Here is a 21,587-nt window from a genome sequence, read left to right as displayed (position 1 = left end):
CTCGAAAGCGAGTGAACCCCCATGCGCGACGCGATGGTGCTCAAGGCCCAGAGATTCGTGAACTCCGTCTACGGCAGCCGTACCGGCACGACCGTGCGGGAGACCGGCGAGGCCGACTGGGCGACCCTGTACGCCCTGACCCGCGCCCTGCAGTACGAGCTGGGCATCACGGCGTTCTCCGACAACTTCGGCCCCACCACGCTCAGCACTCTGACCGCCGAGTACCCGAAGCTCGACGCCGACACCGTCCCCTCGCCCGACTTCTGCCGCATCATCCAGGCCGGCCTGTACTGCAAGGGCTACGACGGCGGCGACCTCGACGGTACGTACGGCACGCGGGTACAGGAGGCCATCACCCGGCTGAAGACCGACATGGGCGTGGAACAGGCCTACCCCGGGGCCGTCTTGACGCCCAAGGTCTTCAAGGCGCTGCTGACGATGGACGCGTACGTCCCCGGCGCCTCGGGCACCGGACAGGTGCGGGCCGTCCAGCAGTGGCTCAACGGCCGCTACGTGAACCGGCAGGACTTCTTCGTCACCGCCTGCGACGGGATCGTGTCCCGGGACACCGCCAAGGCGCTGCTCTTCGGCGTGCAGTACGAGCTGGGCATGGCGGACGGCACCGCCAACGGCAACTTCGGGCCCGGCACCCAGTCGGGATTGAAGTCGCATCCCGTGACTCAGGGCGACAAAGGCGTCTTCGTCCAGTTGTTCTCCGCCGGAATGGTCCTCAACCGCCGCCCCGCCGCCCTCACCGACACCTTCGACTCCGCCCTCGCCGCTGCCGTGCGGGCCTTCCAGACCTTCGCGGCGCTCCCGGCCACGGGCGAGGGCGACTTCGCGACCTTCGCCTCACTCCTGGCGTCCTTCGGTGACCAGTCCCGCCCCGCCAGGGCCTGTGACACCACCGCCCGGGTCACCCCGGCCCGGGCGGCGTCGCTCAAGGCGGCGGGGATCGCGTACGTCGGCCGCTACCTCACCAACCCGAGTGCCACCTCCCTGCCGGAGAAGGCCATCCAGCCGGGCGAGCTGGACACCTTCGCCCAGCAGGGCCTGCGCTGCTTCCCGATCTACCAGACCGTCAACAGCGACGCCTCGGACTTCGACTACGTCGCCGGGCGGACCGCCGGGTACGCGGCGGTCAACGCCGCCCGCGACCACGGTTTCCGGCGGGGGACCCGGATCTTCTTCGCCGTCGACTTCGACGCGGTCGACGCCGAGATCACCGCGAACGTGCTGCCCCACTTCAAGGGCGTCAAGGAGGCGATGGCGGACTCCGGGCACCCGTACGAGATCGGGGTCTACGGCTCCCGCAACGTGTGCGCGCGGGTCGGCGGGGCCGGCTACTCGACCGCGAGCTTCGTCGCCGGCATGTCCGCGGGCTTCGACGGCAACGCCGGGCACCCGCTGCCCGGGGACTGGGCCTACGACCAGTTCGTGGTCCGCACCCTCGGCTCGGGTGACGGGCAGCTCGAGACCGACGCCGACATCGCCTCGGGACGGGACACCGGGCAGGGCGCGTTCGACCGGCCGCGGCCCGCCGTCCCGGACGTCGCCTTCGACGTGCGCCAGGTGCCGGCGCTGCGGGCCGACCTCTCCCGCTACATGCGGTCGATCGGCCGAGCGGACACGGGCGGCATCGGCGGCGACGCGCGGCTCTACACCAACGCGCAGGCCGTGGCGGCGATCCAGGAGCAGGACGGCCTGATCACCGAGCTGTCGACGACGTACTCGATGCGCAAGGCGCTGATCCAGACGGCCGTCTACTGGGCCCTGCGCGACTTCGACCTCTCCGACCAGTCCACCGACCATCAGGTCGCCGACCACCACCTCACCGGCTCCGGCACGGTCAGGGACTCGCACACCGGCATCGGCGAGATCAGCGCGGCCGACGCCATCCAGGCCTGGAACCACTGCATCGGCTGGGGCTTCGCCACCGGCGACCACCATGACCCGGCCGAGGACGCCGACCTGTGGACCGTGTGGCAGCGGCTGAACAAGGACAACGCGTTCAGCGTGCGCACCGCGGCCCTGATCCACCTGTGGGGCACCCGCGGCAGGCCCGGCGGACAGCTGCCCCCCGGCAACCGCGTCACCACCCCGGGGTCCATGCGCCTCGACCTGGTCGAGTTCGAGATCACCGAACTCCTGCGCCGCTACCGGGCCTGGGACCCCGACGTGGAGGCCCAGACGCACCAGAGCCTGGCCGTCTACCAGATCTTCGAGAAGTACAACAGCATCCTCCGCAACGCCTGAGCGCGTGCGCGCCACACAACTTCAGGAAGAGACTCCGTTGAAGCTCAGCCTCCCCCGCAGACCTTCGGCTCCCGGCGCCGTGCACCGCAGGAGCCTGTCCCGCCGTGCCCTGCTCGGCCGTATCGCCGCCGTCGGCGGTGCCGTGGGCGTCGCCGCCCTGCCCCTGTCCCATTTCCTGTCTCAGGCGTACGCCGACGCGAACAACCCCATCCCGGCACGTGTACGGGACGCCCTGCGCAACGCGCAGGACCGGAGCCGGCGCGTGCTGGCCGGCTCGCGCTCCCACAACGGCTGGGAGATGGAGAACGCCGCCGACGACGGTGGCACCGTCTACACCCGCCCCGTCCCCGGCACCCCGCTCACGGGCGTCGCCGTGCGCTTGGGCGACGTGGAGACCGTCCTCGTCCACCTGCTACGCCGGTTCCACTACGAGGTCGACCCGCTGCGCCGGGGCGACGCCGTCGGATGGCACGAGCCGGCCGGCCTGGCCAGGAGCAGGCCCGAGTCCAATCTGGCGTCCGGCACGGCCGTGCGGATCCGGCCCGGCTTCTATCCGCGGGGCGCACGGGGCGGGTTCTTCCCGCAGCAGGAGGTCGTGATCCGCGACATCCTCGCCGAGCTCGACGGCGTGGTCCGCTGGGGCGGCGACGACCGTACGCCCGACGAGTCGCTGTTCAGCATCGACGTACGCCCGGACGACCAGCGGCTGGTGCGGGTCGCGGCGCGGATCCGCGGCTGGCAAATGGAGCCGGGAGCCGGTGCGGGCGCCCCGGTGAACGTGCTGTCGGGCGTCCGGCGCAAGGCGGCCCGGGCACTGGAGCGCCGACAGCGCACCGCGGCATGACCGGCGTATGACGAAGCCGGCCGTATGACGAAGGGGGCTCCGCCGCGGGTGTGCGGTGGAGCCCCCTGCGTCGTCCTGCTGGTGTCCTACCTGGTGAAGCCGTAGTTGAGCAGCTTCGTCGCGTCCGCCTTGCGGGCGTCCAGGCCGGTCGAGGCGAGGACCGTGCCGATGACCGTCTTGCCGCTGCGGGTGGCGGCGAAGACCAGGCAGTACTTCGCCTCCGGGCCGGAGCCGGTCTTCACGCCGATCGCGCCGCTGTAGCTGCCGAGCAGCGGGTTGGTGTTCTCCCAGGGCGCCATCGTCCGCGTACCGCCGGACTTGGTGATCGTCTTCGCCGTGTACTTCTTGGTCTTGACGACCGTGCGGAACGAGGCGTTCTTCATCGCTGAGCTGGCGAGCTTGGTCAGGTCGCGCGGCGTGGAGTAGTTGGCGCCGTGGCCGATGCCGTCGAACGAGTCGAAGTGGGTGTTCTTCAGACCCAGGTTCTTGGCGGTGGTGTTCATCTTGCCGATGAACGACTTCACGCGCGCCGAGCGCGTCGAGCCCGAGCCGAACTTGTCGGCGAGCGCGTACGCGGCGTCGCAGCCGGACGGGAGCATCAGCCCGTACAGCAGCTGGCGGACGGTGACCTTGTCGCCGACGATCAGCTTCGCGTTGGACGCGTAGTTGTTCTCGACGATGTAGTCGCTGTACGCCTTCTGGATCGTGACCTTGCTGTCCAGGTTCAGGTTCGACTGCTTCAGCACCACCAGAGCGGTCATGATCTTGGTGGTCGAGCCGGTCGAGCGGCGCGTGTCGGCCGCCTTGGTGTAAAGCGACTTGCCGGTCGCGTTGTTCATCACGTAGCCGCCCTTGGCGGCGATGGAGGGCGCCGAGGCGGCCTGCGCCGGCGCGACGGTGAGGGCACCGGTCGCGAGCATGGCGCCGGTGGTGACGGCGACGGCCGCGGCTCTGCGGAGACGAGTGCCCTTAATGCCGGTTATCAAGTGAAGTACCCCGATTGCGTCGAATGCCTCAACGGTGCGGCCGAGTTGAGGACGAGGGGAAAGGGGGCCGCACGTGTCTGACTCGTAACTAGCACACGTGGTTGTGCTGTTGCCGAGCCGGATCCCCCCTTTGCCACAGATGTGTGACATACAAGTCCGCATACTGGACGTATCCATTCATGCGTACGTGTTGTATCTATGCTGTCCGCATGACCCTGGCCGTGAAGCAACCGCCCGCCGCCGAACGCGTCTACGCCCATGTCAAGCAGGGCGTCCTGGAGCGCCGCTACGAGGGCGGGGCCCTCCTCACCGAGGGCGAGCTCGCCGAAGCCGTCGGGGTGTCGCGCACGCCGGTCCGCGAGGCGCTGCTCCGGCTGGAGGCCGAGGGGCTCATCCGGCTCTACCCGAAGAAGGGCGCACTGGTCCTGCCCGTCTCCGCGCAGGAGATCGCCGACGTCATCGAGACGCGGCTGCTCGTCGAGGAGCACGCGGCGCGCAAGGCCGTGCCCGCGCCCGCCGGGCTCATCGAGCGGCTGGAGGGACTGCTGTCCCGGCAGAAGGAGCAGGCCGCCGCCGGTGACTTCGCCGGCGCCGCCGTCACCGACCGCTGCTTCCACGCCGAGATCGTCCGCAGCGGCGGCAACGAGATCCTCTCCCGCCTCTACGACCAGCTGCGCGACCGCCAGCTCCGGATGGGCGTCGCCATCATGCACTCCCACCCCGACCGCCTCGCCAAGACCCTCGCCGAGCACGAGGAGATCCTCGACGCCCTGCGCTCCGACGACGCGGAGACCGCCGTCGGCCTCGTCCGGCGGCACATCGGCTGGTTCTCGCACCTGGCCCGGGGAGAGGTCCGATGAGCGCCACCGCGATACCCGGTGAGCTGCCGGGCGGACGCAGGGCACTGGCCGTATGGGGCACGGGCGTCTCGGTCTACTTCGTCGCGGTCATCTTCCGCACGTCCCTGGGCGTGGCCGGCCTCGACGCAGCCGACCGCTTCCACGTGAACGCCTCGGCCCTCTCCACCTTCTCCATCCTCCAGCTGCTCGTCTACGCGGGCATGCAGATCCCCGTCGGCCTGCTGGTCGACCGGCTCGGCACCAAGAAGGTGCTGGCGCTCGGCGCGGTGCTGTTCACCGCCGGGCAACTGGGCTTCGCCTTCTCCCCGTCGTACGGCACGGCGCTCGCCTCCCGGGCGCTGCTCGGCTGCGGTGACGCGCTGACGTTCATCAGCGTGCTGCGCCTGGGCAGCCGCTGGTTCCCTGCCCGGCGCGGGCCGCTGGTCGCCCAGTTCGCGGGACTGGTCGGCATGGCCGGGAACCTCGTCTCCACGCTCGTGCTGGCCCGGCTGCTGCACGGCATCGGCTGGACGGCGGCGTTCGCCGGCAGCGCGGCCGCCGGGGCCGTGGTGCTCGTCCTGGTGCTGCTGTTCCTCAAGGACCACCCGGAGGGCCAGGAGCCGGAGCCGCTGCCGCACCAGGGCGCGGCCTACGTGCGGCGGCAGATCGCCGCCTCCTGGCGGGAGCCCGGCACGCGGCTCGGCCTCTGGGTGCACTTCACCACCCAGTTCCCGGCGATGGTGTTCCTGCTGCTGTGGGGCCTGCCCTTCCTCGTCGAGGCGCAGGGACTGTCCCGGGCGGTGGCCGGTGAACTGCTCACCCTCGTCGTCCTGTCGAACATGGTGGTGGGCCTCGTCTACGGCCAGATCGTCGCCCGGCACCACGGGGCCCGGCTGCCGCTCGCGCTCGGCACGGTCGGTACGACGGCGGCCGTGTGGGCGGCCACCCTCGCCTACCCCGCCCCCCACGCCCCGATGTGGCTGCTGATCGTGCTGTGCACGGTGCTCGGGGCGTGCGGACCGGCGTCGATGATCGGCTTCGACTTCGCCCGCCCGGCCAACCCGCCCGAACGGCAGGGCACCGCCTCCGGCATCACCAACATGGGCGGCTTCGTGGCCTCCATGACCACGCTGCTGGCGATCGGCGTCCTCCTGGACGCCACCGGCGACGACTGGTCCCTGGCCTTCTCGGTGGTGTTCGTGCTCCAGGCGGCCGGGGTGTCCCAGATCCTGCGGCTGCGCGGGCGGGCGCAACGGCGGGAGCGGGAGCGGCTGGTGGCGAGCCGGGTGGAGACGGTGCACGTGCCGGCGTGACGTCGGTCAGGCGGTGGGTACGAGGGTGAGGTACGCGAGGCCGAGGACGCCGCGGTAGGTGAGCCACCGGGCGCGGTGCCGGTCGACGCGCTGCCGTGTCTCCTCCGCCTGGGGGTGACGGGGGTGCTCGGCGAGCCACGCCTCGGTGTCCGCGAGGTATCCCGACTCGAACTCCTCCCATTCGTCGAGGCTCGCGGTCTCGGTCCACTCGGGCCGGAACCCGGCCTCGATCGCCCGGCCGATGAGCGTCGCGAGGTCGGGGTGGTCGGTGACGGCCGCGTCCGGCCACATGCGGGACAGTTCGCCGGGGGTCGGTGTGCGCTGCCAGAAGCCCTCGCCGAGCAGGACGCGGCCGCGGTCGGTGACCAGGCGGCGCAGTTCCCCGAGCGCTTCGGGGAGCCGGTCGCCGAGGGCCTGGCTCGACCCCACGCACAGCACGAGGTCGGCGGGGCCGCGGGAGGTGCCGGTGGCGGACTCCTCGACGAACCGGGCCCGGGATGCCAGTCCGCGGTCCGCGGCGGCCTTCCGCCCTCGCGCCAGGTCGTCGGTGTCCAGGTCGATGCCGGTGCCGGTCGCCTCCGGTGCGGCGGCCAGGAGGCGCAGCATGAGTTCGCCTGAGCCGCAGCCGATGTCCAGGATCGTGGTGGGGCGGTGGCGGGTGAGGCGCTGCACGAGAGCCTCTGCCCGGGTCTCGGACAGTGGGCCGTGGAAGGTGAGGCGGGTGCGGTGGGGTGGGGTCATGCCGGGGGACGCTACGGGGGGCCGCGGGGCAGCGGCACTGGGTTTTTCGGTGCTCGGCGTTCGTGCCGGGGGCGGGTGGGACCGCAGCCCGGCGTAGCGGGGTGCCGCTCTCCTTGGGACGGGTGCCGCCCCTGGCGGCACGCATGCCCGCAGCTGAGCGGGTCGGGGCGCCCGGTGCCGGCTCCTACTGCGTCACCGCGAAGTGCCTCAGGATCGCCGCCGTCAGGTCCGGGTCGCCCTCCGTCTTCAGGCGGTCGGAGACCGACTCCGGGGTCACGCGGCCGCAGGCGAGACGGACGTACGTCTCCCAGTCGAGGGTGAGCGTGGCGGCCGGGCCGAGGGCCGGGGCCGTCTCCAGGGTGCCGCGGCCCTGGATGTCGACGCGGATCGTGCGCAGGAACTCGACGGGTCCGTGCACATCGAAGACGATCGCCGAGCTGCGTGGTGCCTGCGCGTCCTCGGCCACCACACGCGGGAGCTCCCCGAGCAGCACGTCACGGGCGACCAGCGCGCCGGGGGAGTCGAGGTTGCCCGGGCGGCCGAGCGCCGTGCGCAGGTCCTGCTCGTGCACCCACACGTCGAACGCGTGCCGCCGCATCGACTCCTCCAGGGTGAGCTCGCTGCCGTGCGGCCCCCGCACCTTCGTGCCGGGATCACGCGACTCGTTCCGCAGCTGCCGGTTGCGGCGGATGATCACGTACTCCAGCTCGGAGGTCATCTCCGGTGCCGTGTGGTGGCGGCGGACGTCGACCTGCATCTCCATGTAGCGCTGGTGCTCGTTCGTGACGTGGAAGAGGTCGCGCGGGAGGCTGTGGATGGGCCGCGGGTCGCCGAGCATCTCGCAGTCCAGACCGATGACATGGGACGCCACGTCCCGCACCGACCACCCGGGGCACGGCGTCCGCCGGTTCCACTCGGCCTCCGGGAGCGGCTGGAGCAGCTCGGATATCGCTTCGATGGAGTGGGTCCAGGCGTCGGCGTAGGGCTGGAGGGTGGGATGCAGACTCACGGAACGGGACCCCTCGGCGGTTCGGTCACGGGCAGGTGGTGGCGGCGTTGCCAGTGGGAGGTGGCGGCTGTCGGCGGGCGTCTTGCGAGCTAAGTTACGCTGCTGTGAGGCACCCCGGCAGTGCTTTCGTGTGACGATCGTAGGCCCGTGTGAACGGCTCGAATGCCAGGACGGTGGTAGTGTGCGCGCCTCTGTGATCCAGATTGCCGTGAACGAGGACGAATCGGTCGAAGCACGCCGCCGACGCGTGACGGCGCTGGTCCGGGAGCAGGCCGGAGCCGATCTCGTCGTCCTGCCGGAGCTGTGGACCACGGGTGCCTTCGCCTACGAGGAGTTCGGGCGCGAGGCCGAGCCGCTCGAGGGGCCGACGTACGAGGCGATGGCGAAGGCCGCGAGCGACGCGGGTGTGTGGCTGCACGCGGGTTCCATCCCGGAGCGGGACCCTGACGGGCCGCTCTACAACACCTCCCTCGTCTTCTCCCCCTCCGGCGATCTGGCCGCCGCCTACCGCAAGATCCACCGCTTCGGCTTCGACAAGGGCGAGGCCGTGCTGATGGGCGCGGGCGCGGAGCTGGTGACGGTGCGTCTGCCCGAGACGACCCTGGGCCTGTCCACCTGCTACGACCTCCGCTTCCCCGAGCTCTACCGCGGCCTGGTCGACGCCGGTGCCGAGACGCTCGTGGTGTCGGCGGGCTGGCCGGAGCGCCGCCGCTCCCACTGGACGCTGCTGGCCCAGGCACGGGCCGTGGAGAACCAGACGTTCCTCCTCGCCTGCGCAACGGCCGGGACGCACGCCGGAGTTCCGCAGGCCGGTCACTCGATCGTGGTGGACCCGTGGGGCGAGGTGCTGGCGCAGGCCGGTGCCGGCGAGGAGGTCCTCACGGTGGAGTTCGACCCGGGGAAGGTCGCCACCACCCGGGAGCAGTTCCCGGCGCTGAAGGACCGGGTGCTGGGACTCCGGCCTCCTCGCCGCCCCTGACGACGCAAGCACCCGGGTGGCTCAGTCCTCCCGCTCCTTCTCCGCCAGGTGGATCACACACACGGCCACCGCGATCAGCAGCGCCGGATCCGCGTCCTCGCGGACGACGTCCACGCCGTAGGTGTCCCGCAGGGTCAGCCACCGCCGGGAGATCACCGCCAGCAGCTCCCCGTCGTACTCGACGGCGAACTCCCGGTCGAGGATCTTTCCGCTGACGTCCAGCTCGTTGCCGTCGGCCAGGGACACCCGGTAGTGGTTGCGCAGCAGGGACAGCCGTTTCCTGCGGATCGTCGCCAGCGGCTCCCCGCCGCGCTGGAGCACCATGGTGTCGCGCAGGGCAAGCATCTTCTGGTGGATGTCGACGAGGACGCGCCCCTGGGGGTCCTTCAACTCCCAGGTGTCCCGCAGCCGCAGGGCCTTGCCGTCGACGAGGAACACCTTGCTGCCGCGGTCGTCCTCGATCCAGTAGTCGTCGCCGAAGCCGAGGAGCCGGTCGTACACGAGGAATCTCATGAGACCAGGGCTTCCCCGCGGCCCGGCCCGAAACGCCGCCTGTAGGCCGACGGGCTGAGCCCGGTCACCTGCCGCAGCCGTACCCGCAGGTTGGCGGCCGTTCCGAGCCCGCTCCTCGCCGCCACCACGTCCATCCGCTCCTCGCCCCGCTCGATGAGCCGGCAGGCCAGCGCCACGCGCTCCTCGGTCAGCCACGCCAGAGGGGTGGTGCCGAGCTGTGCGCGGAAGCGGCGGTGGAGCGTGGCGGGGCTGACCCGCGCCCGGACGGCCAGGTCCGCCACCGCCAGTGGCTCCCCCAGCCGCTCCTGCGCCCACGCCAGCAGGGGGGCCAAGGACTCGTCCCGCACCTCCGGGACCGGCCGCTCCACGAACTGCCGCTGCCCGCCGTCGCGGTGCGCGGCGAAGACCAGTCGGCGGGAGACGTGATGGGCGATCTCCGCCCCGTGGTCACGCCGCCAGATGTACAGCCCGAGGTCGAGCGCGGCCGCGCTGCCGGCGGCGGTGAGGAGATCACCGTCGTCGACGAAGAGCACGTCCGGTTCCAGCAGCACCTCCGGGTGCAGCCGCCGGAAGGTGTCCGCCCAGCGCCAGTGGGTCGCCGCCCTCCGCCCGGCCAGCAGCCCGGCTTCAGCGAGGGCGAAGGTGCCGGTGCAGAAACTCATGACCCGGGCACCACGCGCGTGTGCGCGCCGTATGGCGTCGAGGACGTCGGGGCCGCGCGGCACGACGTTGTCCGGCCGACCCGGGACGACCAGTGTGTCCGCCTCCGCCACGGCGTCCAGGCCCCGGACGCCGGTGAGCGTGAAGAACCCGTGATTCATTCGGATCTCCGGTGCGGGCGCGCACAGCGTCACCTCGTACAGAGGCGACCGCGGCCCCAGTTCCGGTCGAGGCAGCCCGAACAGTTCGGTGGCCACCCCGACCTCGAAGGGATTGGTGCCCTCGTCGACGATCACGGCGACCCGATGGGGACGCTGCGAGGATCCTTGCGACATGTGCGACTCCTATCACTCGCACGACGTCCACGGCACCCCGCAGGATCACCTCATGACCCAGGAACCCGTCGCCCTCGCCCGCGCCCTTGCCACCTTCTCCGACCGCTGGAGTCCCCGCATCGTCACCGCCGTGAACGACTACGACGTCCGTATCGCCAAGGTGGAGGGCGAACACGTCTGGCACGTCCACGAGCACACCGACGAGTTCTTCCTCGTCCTCGACGGCGAACTGCACATCGCCCTGCGCGAGCCGGCCGGCGAGCGGGCGGTGGTCCTGCCCCGCGGCAGCGTCTTCACGGTGCCCCGCGGCACCGAACACAAGCCGTCCGCCTCCGTGCCCACCGCGATCCTCATGTTCGAACCCACCGGCACCCTCACGGTGGGCGACCGCCACGACGAGGTCCCGGACCACGTGGACGCCACGAGGGGGCATGCACTGGCGTGAACACCCTGGCCATCCCGTCGGCGCAGCGACGAGGGCGCGAGGGCGTACGTCTCCCCCGCGCCCTCGAACCCGACCCTTCCGTACGGAGGGCGTGCCGCAGACCTGGCGCGAACACGCCCGAAGGTTTCCGGGGTTGTGAACTGCTGGCGGCTGACTGTGCATGGGCGTGTTCAGGTGCGCATGCGTGAGTGTCCGGGGTGCGGAAGGTGCGGCCTCACGCGCGTGAACAAGAGTTCTTCTGTCGAATGCGTGACCTTTGCGCGTGCGGGCCGTTGAAGGCGCTGAGGGATTGGTCGACTGGTGCGGGGCGGGGGTGAGGGGATTGAGCGGCCTGCGGAAGATCGAAGCGCCGTTCGTGGTGCCCGGCCCTTCCGGGGTCGCGGTTCGTGACCGGCTCAAGTACCTGACCGCCGAGGACGAACGCGTGCTGCGCCTGGTGGGCGACCATCTGGGCACGCTGGCCTCGCGGGATCTGAAGGCGCGTTGCGTGGCCGGCTTGGAGCACGACGCCGAGCTGTGGGCCGAGCGTAAGCGGTCCCTGACGGTGCAGTCGTCCTCCCGTTGGGCGGGGTCGATCACGAAGGCCTCCCATGATCAGTGGGCACTGGCCAGGCGGGGGCAGCTTGCGCACATCCAGCATCTTCAGGTGAGTGTGCGCACGATCGACCACCGGCTGTCCCTCCCGGTGGGTGAGGCGGGCAGCAAACAGGCTCCGGGCGGCTACCGCAGCAAGCGGGAGTGGTTCGCCAAGACGCGCCGGCTGCATGTACTCGAAGACCGGTTGCAGGCGGTGCGCGCGGACTGGCAGGCCGGTGCCGTGCACGTGGTGCGCGGCGGAAAGCGGCCTTTGAACACCCGCCAACACCTTGACGCGGCACAGCTGAGCGAGGAGCAGTGGCGCACGCGGTGGCAGGCCGGACGCCGGTTCCTCCAGGCCGACGGCGAGAGCGGTAAGCGGTTCGGCAACGAGACCATCCGCGTCACCCCCGGCGGCGAGGTCTCGATCAAGCTCCCCGCCCCTTTGGTGCATCTGGCGAACGCCCCGCACGGCCGGTACGTGCTCACCTGCCGGGTGGCATTCGCACACCGCGGTGAACAGTGGGCCGACCGGGTCACCGCGAACCGGGCGGTCGCCTACCGCATCCATGAAGACACCATCCGGGGCCGCTGGTACCTCACCGCGTCGTGGACGATCCCCCCGGTCAACACCGTGCCCCTGGCTGCGGCCCGCACGAACGGGCTGGTCGGCGTGGACACAAATGCCGATCACTTGGCCGCCTGGCGCCTGGACCCACACGGTAACCCCGTCGGCCAGCCCCTCCGCTTCGGCTACGACCTGTCCGGCACCGCACAGCACCGCGACGCCCAGATCCGCCACGCCCTGATCCGCCTGCTGCACTTCGCCCAACGCCACGGTCTCGCGATCGCGGTCGAGAACCTGGACTTCCGAGCGGAGAAGACCCGCGAGAAGCACGGCCGCCGCAAAGGCTTCCGTAAGCTGATCTCCGGCATGCCCACCGCCAGGCTGCGGGCCCGGCTGGTGTCGATGGCGGCCGAACTCGGCATCACCATCCTCGCCGTCGACCCCGCCTACACCAGCCGCTGGGGCGCCCAGCACTGGCAGAAACCCCTCACCAGCACACACCGCAAAACCACCCGCCACGACGCGGCCGCCGTGGCGATCGGCAGACGCGCCCTGAGGCACCCGATCCGGCGACGGACGGCACCGCCCCCTGCTCACCGGAGTGATGAGCAGGGGCATCGGACCGTCCAGGCCGACTCGGTGGCCCCGGGGCGTGAGGAAACCCGCCCCCGCATTCCCGGACCACGGACACGATCCGTGCGCGCCGGACGCGAAGCGAAAGCGGGCAACCAGGACACCCCAACACCGTTCGGGACGTCCGGCTGAGCATGAGCCCTGGAAACAGGACTCACTCCCGCTCAGTCTTCAGGAACGGTCAGACCCCGTATCCGTCGCTGTAACCGTCGCGGCGGTGGTGGTGCACCGCCGGGTCCTCCACGACCGGGGTCGTGGGGGGCACCACCACGCGTCGGCGCCTGGCGATGCTGCTGAACGTGGTGACGCCGATCAGTCCGACGATCATCAGGATGATGCCGACCAGGTCGAGGTTGACCCCCTGCATGTCCCAGTCGGTCGCGAACGTGAGGATGGCTCCCACGGCGATGAGGATGATGCATCCGCCGAGGCCCATGTGTGTCGCCTCCCTGTACGGTCCGGTCGTTCCGGTCCCGGAACACCGGGTACCCCGGAAGGGAACACCCATGCGGTGACGGCCCGTTCTACGTCTCGAGGAACGCCGCCAGCGCGCCCGCGAGCAGGAACGGGTCGTCGACGCCGCACAGTTCGCGGGCGCTGTGCATCGACAGGATGGCCACGCCGATGTCCACGGTCCTGATGCCGTGCCGGGCGGCGGTGATCGGGCCGATCGTGGTGCCGCAGGGCATGGAGTTGTTGGAGACGAAGGACTGGAAGGGCACGTCGGCCGCCTCGCAGGCCGCGGTGAACTCCGCTCGTCCCGAACCGTCCGTCGCGTAGCGGTTGTTGACGTTGACCTTGAGGATCGGGCCGCCGTTGACGCGCGGGTGGTGCGTCGGGTCGTGCCGCTCCGCGTAGTTGGGGTGGACGGCGTGGCCCGTGTCGGAGGACAGGCAGACCGTGCCGGCGAAGGCGCGGGCCCGGTCCTCGTAGGTGCCGCCGCGGGCGAAGACGGAGCGCTCCAGCACGTTGCCGAGCAGCGGCCCGTCCGCGCCGGTGTCCGACTGGGAGCCGTTCTCCTCGTGGTCGAAGGCGGCCAGGACCGGGATGGAGGAGGGCGCGGTCGCCCCGGACGCCACGGCCGCCAGGGCCGCCGTGCCCGCGTGCACCGACAGGAGGTTGTCCATTCGCGGTCCGGCCAGCAGCTCGCGGTCGCGGCCCAGGTAGGCGGGCGGTTCCACGGAGTGCGTCATCAGGTCCCAGCCGGTGACCTCGCCCGCCGGGATGCCGGCCGTCTCCTCCAGGAAGGCGATCAGGTCGCCGTCGCGGACGTCGCGGCCCAGGCCCCACACCGGCTGCATGTGCCGCTGCTTGTCGAGCTTGAGGCCGTCGGCCGTCACCGAGCGGTCCAGGTGGATGGCGAGCTGCGGGACGCGCAGCAGCGGTCGGTCGACGTTGACCAGACGCGTCGAGCCGTCGCGCAGGGTGAGGCGGCCCGCGATGCCGAGGTCGCGGTCCAGCCAGGAGTTGAGCAGCGGTCCGCCGTAGATCTCCACGGCCACCTGGCGCCAGCCGTGCGCCCCGCTGTCGGGGAGCGGCTTGACGCGCAGGTTGGGGGAGTCGGTGTGGGCGCCGACGATCCGGAACGGCGTGTGGGGCGCGGCGACCTCCGGCACGTACCAGGCGACGATCGCGCCGCCGCGCAGCACGTACTTGCCGCCGTGCGTCCCGTCCCAGGCGTCCGTCTCGGCGACCTGCTTGAAGCCCGCCTTCTCCAGTCGCTCGGCGGCGTTCGCCACGGCGTGGTACGGCGAGGGGCTCGCCGCCAGGAAGGTCATCAGGTCGTCGGTGTGGCCGCGGTCGAAGCGGGCTCGTTCGGTCATGGGTTCACTTTAACGACGCACGAGGGCCCGTTCCCGGCGTAAGGGAACGGGCCCTCGAACAGAGGACGTGAAAGATCTAGAACGCGGCCTCGTCCAGCTCCATCAGGTCCAGCTCGACACCCTCGGCGACCTTGCGGGCCAGGGTGACGCCCGGCAGGACGTTGGCGGCGAAGAACTTCGCGGCGGCGATCTTGCCGGTGTAGAAGGCCTTGTCCTTGGAGCCAGCCGTCTCCAGCTTCTCGGCGGCCACCGCGGCGCCCTTGAGCAGCAGGTAGCCGACGACGACGTCACCGGAGGCCATCAGCAGGCGGGTGCTGTTGAGGCCCACCTTGTAGATGTTCTTGACGTCCTGCTCGGTGGCCGCGAGGTCGGTGAGCATCAGGCCGACGATGGCCTCCAGCTCGACGGCGGCCTTCGCGAGGTGCTCGCGGGTCGCGCCCAGCTCCTCGCCGCCCTCACCGAGCGCCAGGAACTTCTTGATGTCCTCGGCGAGGGAGTTGAGCGCGGCGCCCTGGTTGCGGACGATCTTCCGGAAGAAGAAGTCCTGGCCCTGGATCGCCGTGGTGCCCTCGTAGAGGGTGTCGATCTTGGAGTCCCGGATGTACTGCTCGATCGGGTATTCCTGCAGGAAGCCGGAGCCGCCGAAGGTCTGCAGCGACTGGGCGAGCTGCTCGTAACCCTTCTCGGAGCCGTAGCCCTTGACGATGGGCAGGAGCAGGTCGTTCAGGGCCTCCAGGGCGGAGATGTCCTCGCCCGCGGCCTCCTTGACCTGGATCTCGTCCTGGACGGAGGCCGTGTAGAGCACCAGGGCGCGCATGCCCTCGGCGTAGGCCTTCTGCGTCATGAGCGAGCGGCGCACGTCGGGGTGGTGGGTGACGGTGACCTTGGGCGCGGTCTTGTCCATGAAGTTCGCCAGGTCGGGGCCCTGGACGCGCTCCTTGGCGTACTCCAGGGCGTTGAGGTAGCCCGTGGAGAGCGTGGAGATCGCCTTCGTGCCGACCATCATGCGGGCGAACTCGATGATGCGGAACATCTGGCGGATGCCGTCGTGCTTGTCGCCGATCAGCCAGCCCTTGGCGGGGTGCTGGTCGCCGAAGGTCATCTCGCAGGTGTTGGAGGCCTTCAGGCCCATCTTGTGCTCGACGTTCGTGGCGTAGACGCCGTTGCGCTCGCCCAGCTCGCCGGTCTCGAAGTCGAAGAGGTACTTCGGGACGAGGAACAGGGACAGGCCCTTGGTGCCGGGGCCGGCGCCCTCGGGGCGGGCGAGGACGTAGTGGAGGATGTTCTCCGACATGTCGTGCTCACCGGAGGTGATGAAGCGCTTCACGCCCTCGATGTGCCAGGAGCCGTCCTCCTGCTGCACGGCCTTGGTGCGGCCGGCGCCCACGTCGGAGCCCGCGTCGGGCTCGGTGAGCACCATCGTGGAGCCCCACTGCTTCTCCACGGCGACCTTGGCTATGTGCTTCTGGACCTCGTTGCCCTCCTCGAAGAGGATGCCGGCGAAGGCCGGACCCGAGGAGTACATCCACACGGCCGGGTTGGCGCCCAGGATGAGCTCGGCGTAGGCCCAGATCAGGGAGCGGGGCGAGGTGGTGCCGCCGATCTCCTCGGGGAGGCCCAGGCGCCAGTACTCGGAGTCCATGAAGGCCTGATAGCTCTTCTTGAAGGACGCGGGGACCGGCGCGGTGTTGGTCTCCGGGTCGAAGACCGGCGGGTTGCGGTCGGCGTCGATGAAGGACTCGGCCAGCTCGTTCTCCGAGAGGCGCGTCATCTCCTCCAGGATGCTCTTCGCGGTCTCGACGTCCATCTCCTCGAACGGGCCGGTGCCGTACACCTTGTCGCGCCCGAGTACTTCGAAGAGGTTGAACTCGATGTCGCGGAGATTCGACTTGTAGTGCCCCATGGCGACGGCTCCCGGCTCCGTAGAGAGATCGGCGAGGCACTGGATCCTCGCGCTAGTTCACGTACCAACAAGTAGCTACGAATGATGCTACCCGTCGGTAATAAGAAGCAACCCCGATCCGTCATCTGTGACAGGTCACACCGGAACGGTCAATGCCGCGGTGTAACCGTCCCTCGCGCTGCCCGTCATCGTCGCCAGCTGCCGGTCGTGGCCGTCGCTGAAGATACTGTCGTCCTCCAGGGAGAGGACGGATAGGTTCCGCACACTCGCGTCATAGCCGTCCGTGGCGTAGACCGTGTCGCAGACGTCCTTCGGGAAGGCCAGCTGCGAGGTGTTCGTGATCGACGTCGCCGTGGTGGCGTCGGCGAGGCTGCCGTAGACCTCGAAGTGGACGTGCGGCCAGCGGCCCGGGTAGCAGCCGGGGAAGACGCTCCGGAAGGTGACCCGGCCCTCGTCGTCCGCCTCCTGCACGCCCCGCAGGTAGTTCTCGTCGGTGACGCCCTCGGAGTAGAGGGAGTAGGCGCCCTCCCGGTCGCAGTGCCAGACGTAGACGGCGGCACCCCGCTTCGGCGTCCCGCAGCCGGAGGCCGCGTCCACCACCGTGAGCGTGATCGTCAGGGGGACGCCGTCGGCCGTGCCGCCAGCGGAGTCGCCGAAGCTCCGGGTGATGTCGCTGCGGACGACCCCGCTCTCCTTGAGGACGTTCACGCCGTTCGAGCCGTCGCCGGGGAAGGGCCCGGCCGTCTCCTCGGGGATCTCGGCGCACTCCGCGGACGAGGAGGAGGAAGGAGACGCCGCGGTACCGGCCTCCGAGGTGCAGCCCACCAGCGGGACCAGGCTCGCGCCCGCCATCAGCCGGATCATCCGGCGGCGGGCGAGGACGGGCAGGTCGTGGGAGAGGCCTCCGTCGTGCGCGGGCGGGCTCTCGTCAGGGCGTGCGCTCATGCCACGACGCTACGAGCGCGGGCCCCGGCGATCCACAGCCCGGGCGCTGTCGACTCGCTGTCGGTTTGCCGGGACCGCCGTACCGGCCCGCCGGCCCGTCCGCGCTCGGTACGCTTGCGCTCATGTACGGCTACGACCAGACAGCGGGCCCGCAAGGGCAGTACGCCCCTCCGCAGCAGCCGATGTCCGGCGGATACGGGCAGCAGCCGCCGCTGTACCCCGAGCCGTCCCCGCCCTCCCTCACGGACGCGGTGCGCGCCTTCACCACCGGGCAGATGGCCGCCGAGGACTTCCAGCAGGTCTTCGCGACGTCGAAGGTCTACTGCCCGCGCGGCGACAACCCCGGCTTCCTCGCCCTGCACAACACCCAGCAGCCGGTGATCCCGATGTTCAGCACGCTCAAGGAGCTGCGCCGGTACGCGGGCAAGGAGTCCAAGTACTTCGTGATCACCGGTGCCGAGGTGCTGGACCTGCTGCCGACCGGCTACGGCTTCGTCCTCGACATGGAGGGTGAGCACCGCATGGTCTTCGACGCGAAGGCCGTGGAGCAGATGGTCGAGTTCGCGATGCGCCGGATGTATGGCGGCTGAAACCAGGCCGTAGTCACTTCGGCAGGCGCAGCGCCAGGCCGTCGAGGACGACCTCCAGGCCGTAGGCGAACTTGCCCTCGCGCAGCTTCGCCGGGTCGGCGGCCTCGTTACCGGTCTCGGGGCCTGCCGCCGCCAGATGGTCGTAGCCGGCCGAGACCCGCTGGGCCGCGGGAAGCAGGCGCGCGACGAACTCGGACTCCGTCTCGCCCGAGCGGGCGACCGTGGTGAGCCAGGCGGCCTCCGTCGTGCTCATGCCGATGACGTACGAGAAGACGGCGTCGATCGCCCGGCTCGGCTCGGGGAACCCCGCAGCGGTGAACAGGGCCGCCAGCCGCTCCGAGAAGCTCATGTAGTTCGGCCCCAGGTAGGCGAGCCCGGCCTGGCCGAGGACCAGGGTCAGCCAGGGGTGCCGTAGCGCCGTCGTGCGGAAGGACCCGGCCGCCTCGGTCACCGCCGCGCGCCAGTCGGGGCCGCCGGCCGGCGGGACGTGGATCTCGGCGGCGACCTCGTCCACCGCGAGCTCCATCAGCTCGTCCTTCGTCGCCACGTGCCGGTACAGCGAGGTCGCGCCCGCGTTCAGGCGCGCGCCGAGCTTGCGCATGGAGAGCGCCTCGATGCCCTCGGCGTCGAGCATCGCGATCGCCTCGCGCACGATCGCGTCCCGGCTGAGCGCGGGCTGGTCGGTCCGGCGCTGCTCGCGGGTCCAGACGGACGGGATGGGGTTCTTGTCCTTCGCCCTGCTCATCGGGGTCCCTCCTGTTGAGCCTCTTCGCGTCGAACCGCTTCGCGCGAACAGCGTGCGCATTCAGCGTACAGAACTCAAGCCTTGCGAACAGTGTTCGTGCATGCGTACAGTGTTCGCATCGAAGGAACGATGTTCGCAGGAGGGGAAGAGGACATGGAAGCTCGCAATCCACGCCGCTGGTGGATCCTGATCGTGCTGTGCCTCAGCACGCTGGTCCTGGTCGTCGACAACATGGCGCTGACGGTCGCGGTGCCCACGCTGACCGAGGACCTCGGGGCGAGCGCCCAGGACATGCAGTGGATCCTCGACTCCTACACCCTGGTCTTCGCCGGACTGCTGCTGACCTCGGGAAGCCTCGGGGACCGGTTCGGGCGCCGGAGGGTGATGCTGATCGGGCTGCTGCTGTTCGGGGCGGCCTCGCTGGGGGCGGTGTTCTGCTCCACCCCGGGTGAGCTGATCGCGGTGCGGATCGCGATGGGCGTCGGCGGCGCGCTGATCATGCCCTCGACCCTGTCGATCCTGATCACCGTCTTCGACGAGGACGAGCGGCCCAAGGCGATGGCGGCGTGGGGTTCGGTGTCGATGCTGGGGCTGGTCGGCAGCCCCGTGCTCGGCGGTGTGCTGATCGACCACTTCGCCTGGCAGGCGATCTTCCTCATCAACGTGCCGATCGTCGGCCTCGCGCTGCTGGCCGGTGTGCTGCTGATGCCGGAGTCGAAGGCGCCGTGGCAGAAGCCGGACCCGCTGGGCGCGGTGCTGTCGGCGGTGGGCATGACGGCCCTGGTGTGGTGGATCATCGAGATCCCGCAGCACGGCGCGTTCGAAGGCCGCTCCCTCATCGTCCTGGCCGTCGCCGTCATCGCCCTGGCCGGCTTCGTCACCTGGCAGAACGTGACCCCCTCGCCGATGGTCCCGATGGTTCTCTTCAGGCACCGCAACTTCAGCGGCGGTTCGCTCTCCCTGGCGCTCGTCCAGATCGGCAACGCGGGCCTGCTGCTGGTGCTGACCCAGTACCTCCAGTTCGTCCTCGGCTGGTCCGCGGTCAAGGCGGGCCTGGCCTTCCTGCCGCTGGCCGTGGCCGCGCTGGCCGGCAACGCGGCCGGGGCTCAGCTCGCCGTCAAGGCGGGCAACCGGTTCGTCATCCTCGGCGGGATGCTGCTGATGGCCGCGTCCTTCGGACTGCTGACCACGCTCAGCGCCGACAGCGGCTTCACGGTCCCGGCCGTGGCGCTGGGAATCCTGGGCCTGGGCGCCGGTCTGGCCATGCCGGCCGCGGTTGCCGCGCTGATGGGCACCATCCCGGAGGACAAGGCGGGCGTCGGCTCGGCCCTCAACGACACCATCCAGCAGTCCGGCACCGCCCTCGGCATCGCGATCCTCGGCTCCCTGCTCTCCGGCGGCTACGCGGACGAGATGCCGGCCGACGCCCCCGAGCAGGCCAGGGAATCCATCGGCGGGGCGCTGGCCGTCGCCGGCGGCGACGCCGGGCTGGTGCGGGCGGCCCGGGAGGCCTTCGCCGCCTCGATGTCGACGACCTTCACGATCAGCGCGCTGGGTGTCCTGGCCGCGGCGGTCGTCGCCACGCTGGTGATGCGGGACCGGAAGTCCGAGTCCGCCGAGGCCGCGCCCACCGAATCCGAGTCCGCAGAGTCCGCTTCCGCCGAGGCCGTGAGTGAGGAGCGCGAGCCGGTCGCCTGATACCGGCGCACGAGGGCCGTCACCCCGCAGCAGGGTGACGGCCTTTCGCCATGCCGGTCTCCCGTGGTTCGCTGCGCCGTCCCCCGGGTGGGAATGTCCTCCCGGTTTTCTCTGTTCGGGGTGGCAAGAAGTTCAACGCTCAACTAAACTGGGCGTACACGAGGAGGAACCGACATGCCTGCAGTGACCGTCGAGAACCCGTTGACGCTGCCCCGCGTGACCGCGCCGGCCGACGCCGTGGCCCGTCCCGTACTTGCCGTCACGACCGCTCCGAGCGGTTTCGAGGGCGAGGGCTTCCCGGTACGCCGGGCGTTCGCGGGGATCAACTACCGCCATCTCGACCCGTTCATCATGATGGACCAGATGGGCGAGGTGGAGTACGCGCCGGGCGAGCCCAAGGGCACCCCGTGGCACCCGCACCGCGGCTTCGAGACCGTCACCTACATCATCGACGGCATCTTCGACCACCAGGACTCCAACGGCGGTGGCGGCACCATCACCAACGGGGACACCCAGTGGATGACCGCGGGCTCGGGCCTGCTGCACATCGAGGCCCCACCCGAGCATCTCGTCGTCTCCGGCGGGCTCTTCCACGGCCTCCAGCTGTGGGTGAACCTCCCCGCCAAGGACAAGATGATGGCCCCGCGCTACCAGGACATCCGCAGCGGCTCGGTCCAGCTGCTCACCTCCCCCGACGGCGGCGCGCTGCTGCGCGTCATCGCCGGTGAGCTGGACGGCCACGAGGGCCCCGGCATCACCCACACGCCGATCACGATGGTCCACGCGACCCTCGCGCCGGGTGCGGAGCTCACCCTGCCGTGGCGCGAGGACTTCAACGGCCTCGCGTACGTCCTGGCGGGCAAGGGCGCGGTCGGTGCCGAGCGGCGTCCCGTCCACATGGGCCAGACCGCGGTCTTCGGCGCGGGCTCCTCGCTGACCGTCCGCGCGGACGAGAAGCAGGACGGGCACACGCCGGACCTGGAGGTCGTCCTGCTCGGCGGACAGCCCATCCGCGAGCCGATGGCCCACTACGGCCCGTTCGTCATGAACACCAAGGACGAGCTCATGCAGGCCTTCGAGGACTTCCAGAAGGGCCGCCTGGGCACGGTCCCGGCGGTGCACGGGATGACCGCGAGCGGTCCGCAGGACTGACGCGGCACGGGGGCGGCTGACGCCCCGTCACCCT

Annotated in this window: 19 protein-coding genes and 1 pseudogene; 10 read left to right on the top strand and 10 right to left on the bottom strand. The window is 70.6% G+C overall.

Translation table 11 applies throughout. From position 1 onward, the window contains the following. The first annotated feature begins 21 nt into the window (after positions 1-21). Together ABTX60_RS09090 and ABTX60_RS09085 are read left to right on the top strand one after the other, a co-directional pair. Complete coding sequence (locus tag ABTX60_RS09090; protein ID WP_352096418.1) at positions 22-2,256, top strand: glycoside hydrolase domain-containing protein; 2,235 nt, start codon at positions 22-24, stop codon at positions 2,254-2,256. Between the two features lie 37 nt (positions 2,257-2,293). Continuing rightward, entirely contained in the window at positions 2,294-3,100 is an 807-nt protein-coding gene (locus tag ABTX60_RS09085) for a twin-arginine translocation signal domain-containing protein (protein WP_352096417.1), read from the top strand. An 86-nt stretch (positions 3,101-3,186) separates the two neighbouring features. On the opposite strand, the gene ABTX60_RS09080 is transcribed toward ABTX60_RS09085, so the two are convergent. Next, positions 3,187-4,086: a D-alanyl-D-alanine carboxypeptidase family protein gene (locus ABTX60_RS09080; protein WP_352096416.1), complete on the bottom strand. Its 900-nt coding sequence runs from the start codon at positions 4,084-4,086 to the stop codon at positions 3,187-3,189. Between the two features lie 209 nt (positions 4,087-4,295). Between ABTX60_RS09080 and ABTX60_RS09075 the strand changes: the two genes are divergently transcribed. Both ABTX60_RS09075 and ABTX60_RS09070 read left to right on the top strand, forming a co-directional pair. After that, entirely contained in the window at positions 4,296-4,946 is a 651-nt protein-coding gene (locus tag ABTX60_RS09075; protein ID WP_352096415.1) for a GntR family transcriptional regulator, read from the top strand. After that, positions 4,943-6,238, top strand: coding sequence for an MFS transporter (locus ABTX60_RS09070; RefSeq protein ID WP_352096414.1), 1,296 nt, complete (start codon positions 4,943-4,945; stop codon positions 6,236-6,238). The genes ABTX60_RS09075 and ABTX60_RS09070 overlap by 4 nt, the downstream gene beginning before the upstream one ends. A 6-nt stretch (positions 6,239-6,244) precedes the next feature. Here the strand turns inward: ABTX60_RS09070 and ABTX60_RS09065 are convergent, their stop codons facing one another. Then, positions 6,245-6,979 carry an SAM-dependent methyltransferase gene (locus tag ABTX60_RS09065; protein ID WP_352096413.1) on the bottom strand — a complete coding sequence of 245 codons (735 nt, stop codon included), beginning with the start codon at positions 6,977-6,979 and terminating at the stop codon, positions 6,245-6,247. A gap of 184 nt (positions 6,980-7,163) precedes the next feature. After that, on the bottom strand, positions 7,164-7,988 hold the full coding sequence (locus ABTX60_RS09060) for a maleylpyruvate isomerase family mycothiol-dependent enzyme (RefSeq protein WP_352096412.1): 825 nt from the start codon (positions 7,986-7,988) through the stop codon (positions 7,164-7,166). A 181-nt stretch (positions 7,989-8,169) separates the two neighbouring features. Here ABTX60_RS09060 and ABTX60_RS09055 point away from each other — a divergent pair, with 181 nt between their 5' ends. Next, complete coding sequence (locus tag ABTX60_RS09055; protein WP_352096411.1) at positions 8,170-8,967, top strand: carbon-nitrogen family hydrolase; 798 nt, start codon at positions 8,170-8,172, stop codon at positions 8,965-8,967. A 21-nt stretch (positions 8,968-8,988) separates the two neighbouring features. On the opposite strand, the gene ABTX60_RS09050 is transcribed toward ABTX60_RS09055, so the two are convergent. Then, the gene (locus ABTX60_RS09050) at positions 8,989-9,480 is read right to left on the bottom strand and encodes an LURP-one-related/scramblase family protein (protein ID WP_352096410.1); all 492 of its coding nucleotides are present in this window, start codon (positions 9,478-9,480) and stop codon (positions 8,989-8,991) included. Further along, positions 9,477-10,475 (bottom strand): GlxA family transcriptional regulator, encoded by a 999-nt coding sequence (locus ABTX60_RS09045; RefSeq protein WP_352096409.1) that lies wholly within the window; start codon positions 10,473-10,475, stop codon positions 9,477-9,479. The genes ABTX60_RS09050 and ABTX60_RS09045 overlap by 4 nt, the downstream gene beginning before the upstream one ends. 52 nt (positions 10,476-10,527) lie before the next feature. Between ABTX60_RS09045 and ABTX60_RS09040 the strand changes: the two genes are divergently transcribed. Both ABTX60_RS09040 and ABTX60_RS09035 read left to right on the top strand, forming a co-directional pair. Continuing rightward, a complete protein-coding gene (locus tag ABTX60_RS09040; protein WP_352096479.1) occupies positions 10,528-10,920 on the top strand; it encodes a cupin domain-containing protein in 393 nt (130 codons plus the stop codon). Positions 10,921-11,242: 322 nt separating this feature from the next. After that, positions 11,243-12,869: pseudogene (locus ABTX60_RS09035) on the top strand (IS200/IS605 family accessory protein TnpB-related protein); the annotation flags it as partial. A gap of 9 nt (positions 12,870-12,878) precedes the next feature. Here the strand turns inward: ABTX60_RS09035 and ABTX60_RS09030 are convergent. From ABTX60_RS09030 to ABTX60_RS09015, 4 genes are all read right to left on the bottom strand, one after another. Then, entirely contained in the window at positions 12,879-13,133 is a 255-nt protein-coding gene (locus ABTX60_RS09030) for a DUF6458 family protein (protein ID WP_352096478.1), read from the bottom strand. Positions 13,134-13,221: 88 nt separating this feature from the next. After that, positions 13,222-14,520, bottom strand: coding sequence for a M18 family aminopeptidase (locus ABTX60_RS09025; protein ID WP_352096408.1), 1,299 nt, complete (start codon positions 14,518-14,520; stop codon positions 13,222-13,224). A 76-nt stretch (positions 14,521-14,596) separates the two neighbouring features. Next, complete coding sequence (locus ABTX60_RS09020; protein ID WP_352096407.1) at positions 14,597-16,423, bottom strand: acyl-CoA dehydrogenase; 1,827 nt, start codon at positions 16,421-16,423, stop codon at positions 14,597-14,599. A gap of 135 nt (positions 16,424-16,558) precedes the next feature. After that, positions 16,559-17,368 (bottom strand): intradiol ring-cleavage dioxygenase, encoded by an 810-nt coding sequence (locus ABTX60_RS09015; protein ID WP_352096406.1) that lies wholly within the window; start codon positions 17,366-17,368, stop codon positions 16,559-16,561. Between the two features lie 122 nt (positions 17,369-17,490). On the opposite strand from ABTX60_RS09015, the gene ABTX60_RS09010 reads away from it, so the two are divergent. Next, positions 17,491-17,958: an SseB family protein gene (locus ABTX60_RS09010; RefSeq protein ID WP_053670262.1), complete on the top strand. Its 468-nt coding sequence runs from the start codon at positions 17,491-17,493 to the stop codon at positions 17,956-17,958. A gap of 13 nt (positions 17,959-17,971) precedes the next feature. Here ABTX60_RS09010 and ABTX60_RS09005 read toward each other — a convergent pair whose 3' ends face one another. After that, positions 17,972-18,703, bottom strand: a complete 732-nt coding sequence (locus ABTX60_RS09005; RefSeq protein WP_352096405.1) for a TetR/AcrR family transcriptional regulator C-terminal domain-containing protein — start codon at positions 18,701-18,703, stop codon at positions 17,972-17,974. Positions 18,704-18,856: 153 nt separating this feature from the next. Here ABTX60_RS09005 and ABTX60_RS09000 point away from each other — a divergent pair, with 153 nt between their 5' ends. Together ABTX60_RS09000 and ABTX60_RS08995 are read left to right on the top strand one after the other, a co-directional pair. Then, positions 18,857-20,401 (top strand): MFS transporter, encoded by a 1,545-nt coding sequence (locus ABTX60_RS09000; RefSeq protein ID WP_352096404.1) that lies wholly within the window; start codon positions 18,857-18,859, stop codon positions 20,399-20,401. A gap of 174 nt (positions 20,402-20,575) precedes the next feature. Then, entirely contained in the window at positions 20,576-21,553 is a 978-nt protein-coding gene (locus ABTX60_RS08995; RefSeq protein ID WP_352096403.1) for a pirin family protein, read from the top strand. Positions 21,554-21,587 lie beyond the last annotated feature (34 nt).

The sequence above is a fragment of the Streptomyces sp. NPDC126510 genome (assembly GCF_040302345.1).
Classification (GTDB): Bacteria; Actinomycetota; Actinomycetes; order Streptomycetales; family Streptomycetaceae; genus Streptomyces.
This window is presented reverse-complemented; position numbering and strand designations above follow the sequence as displayed.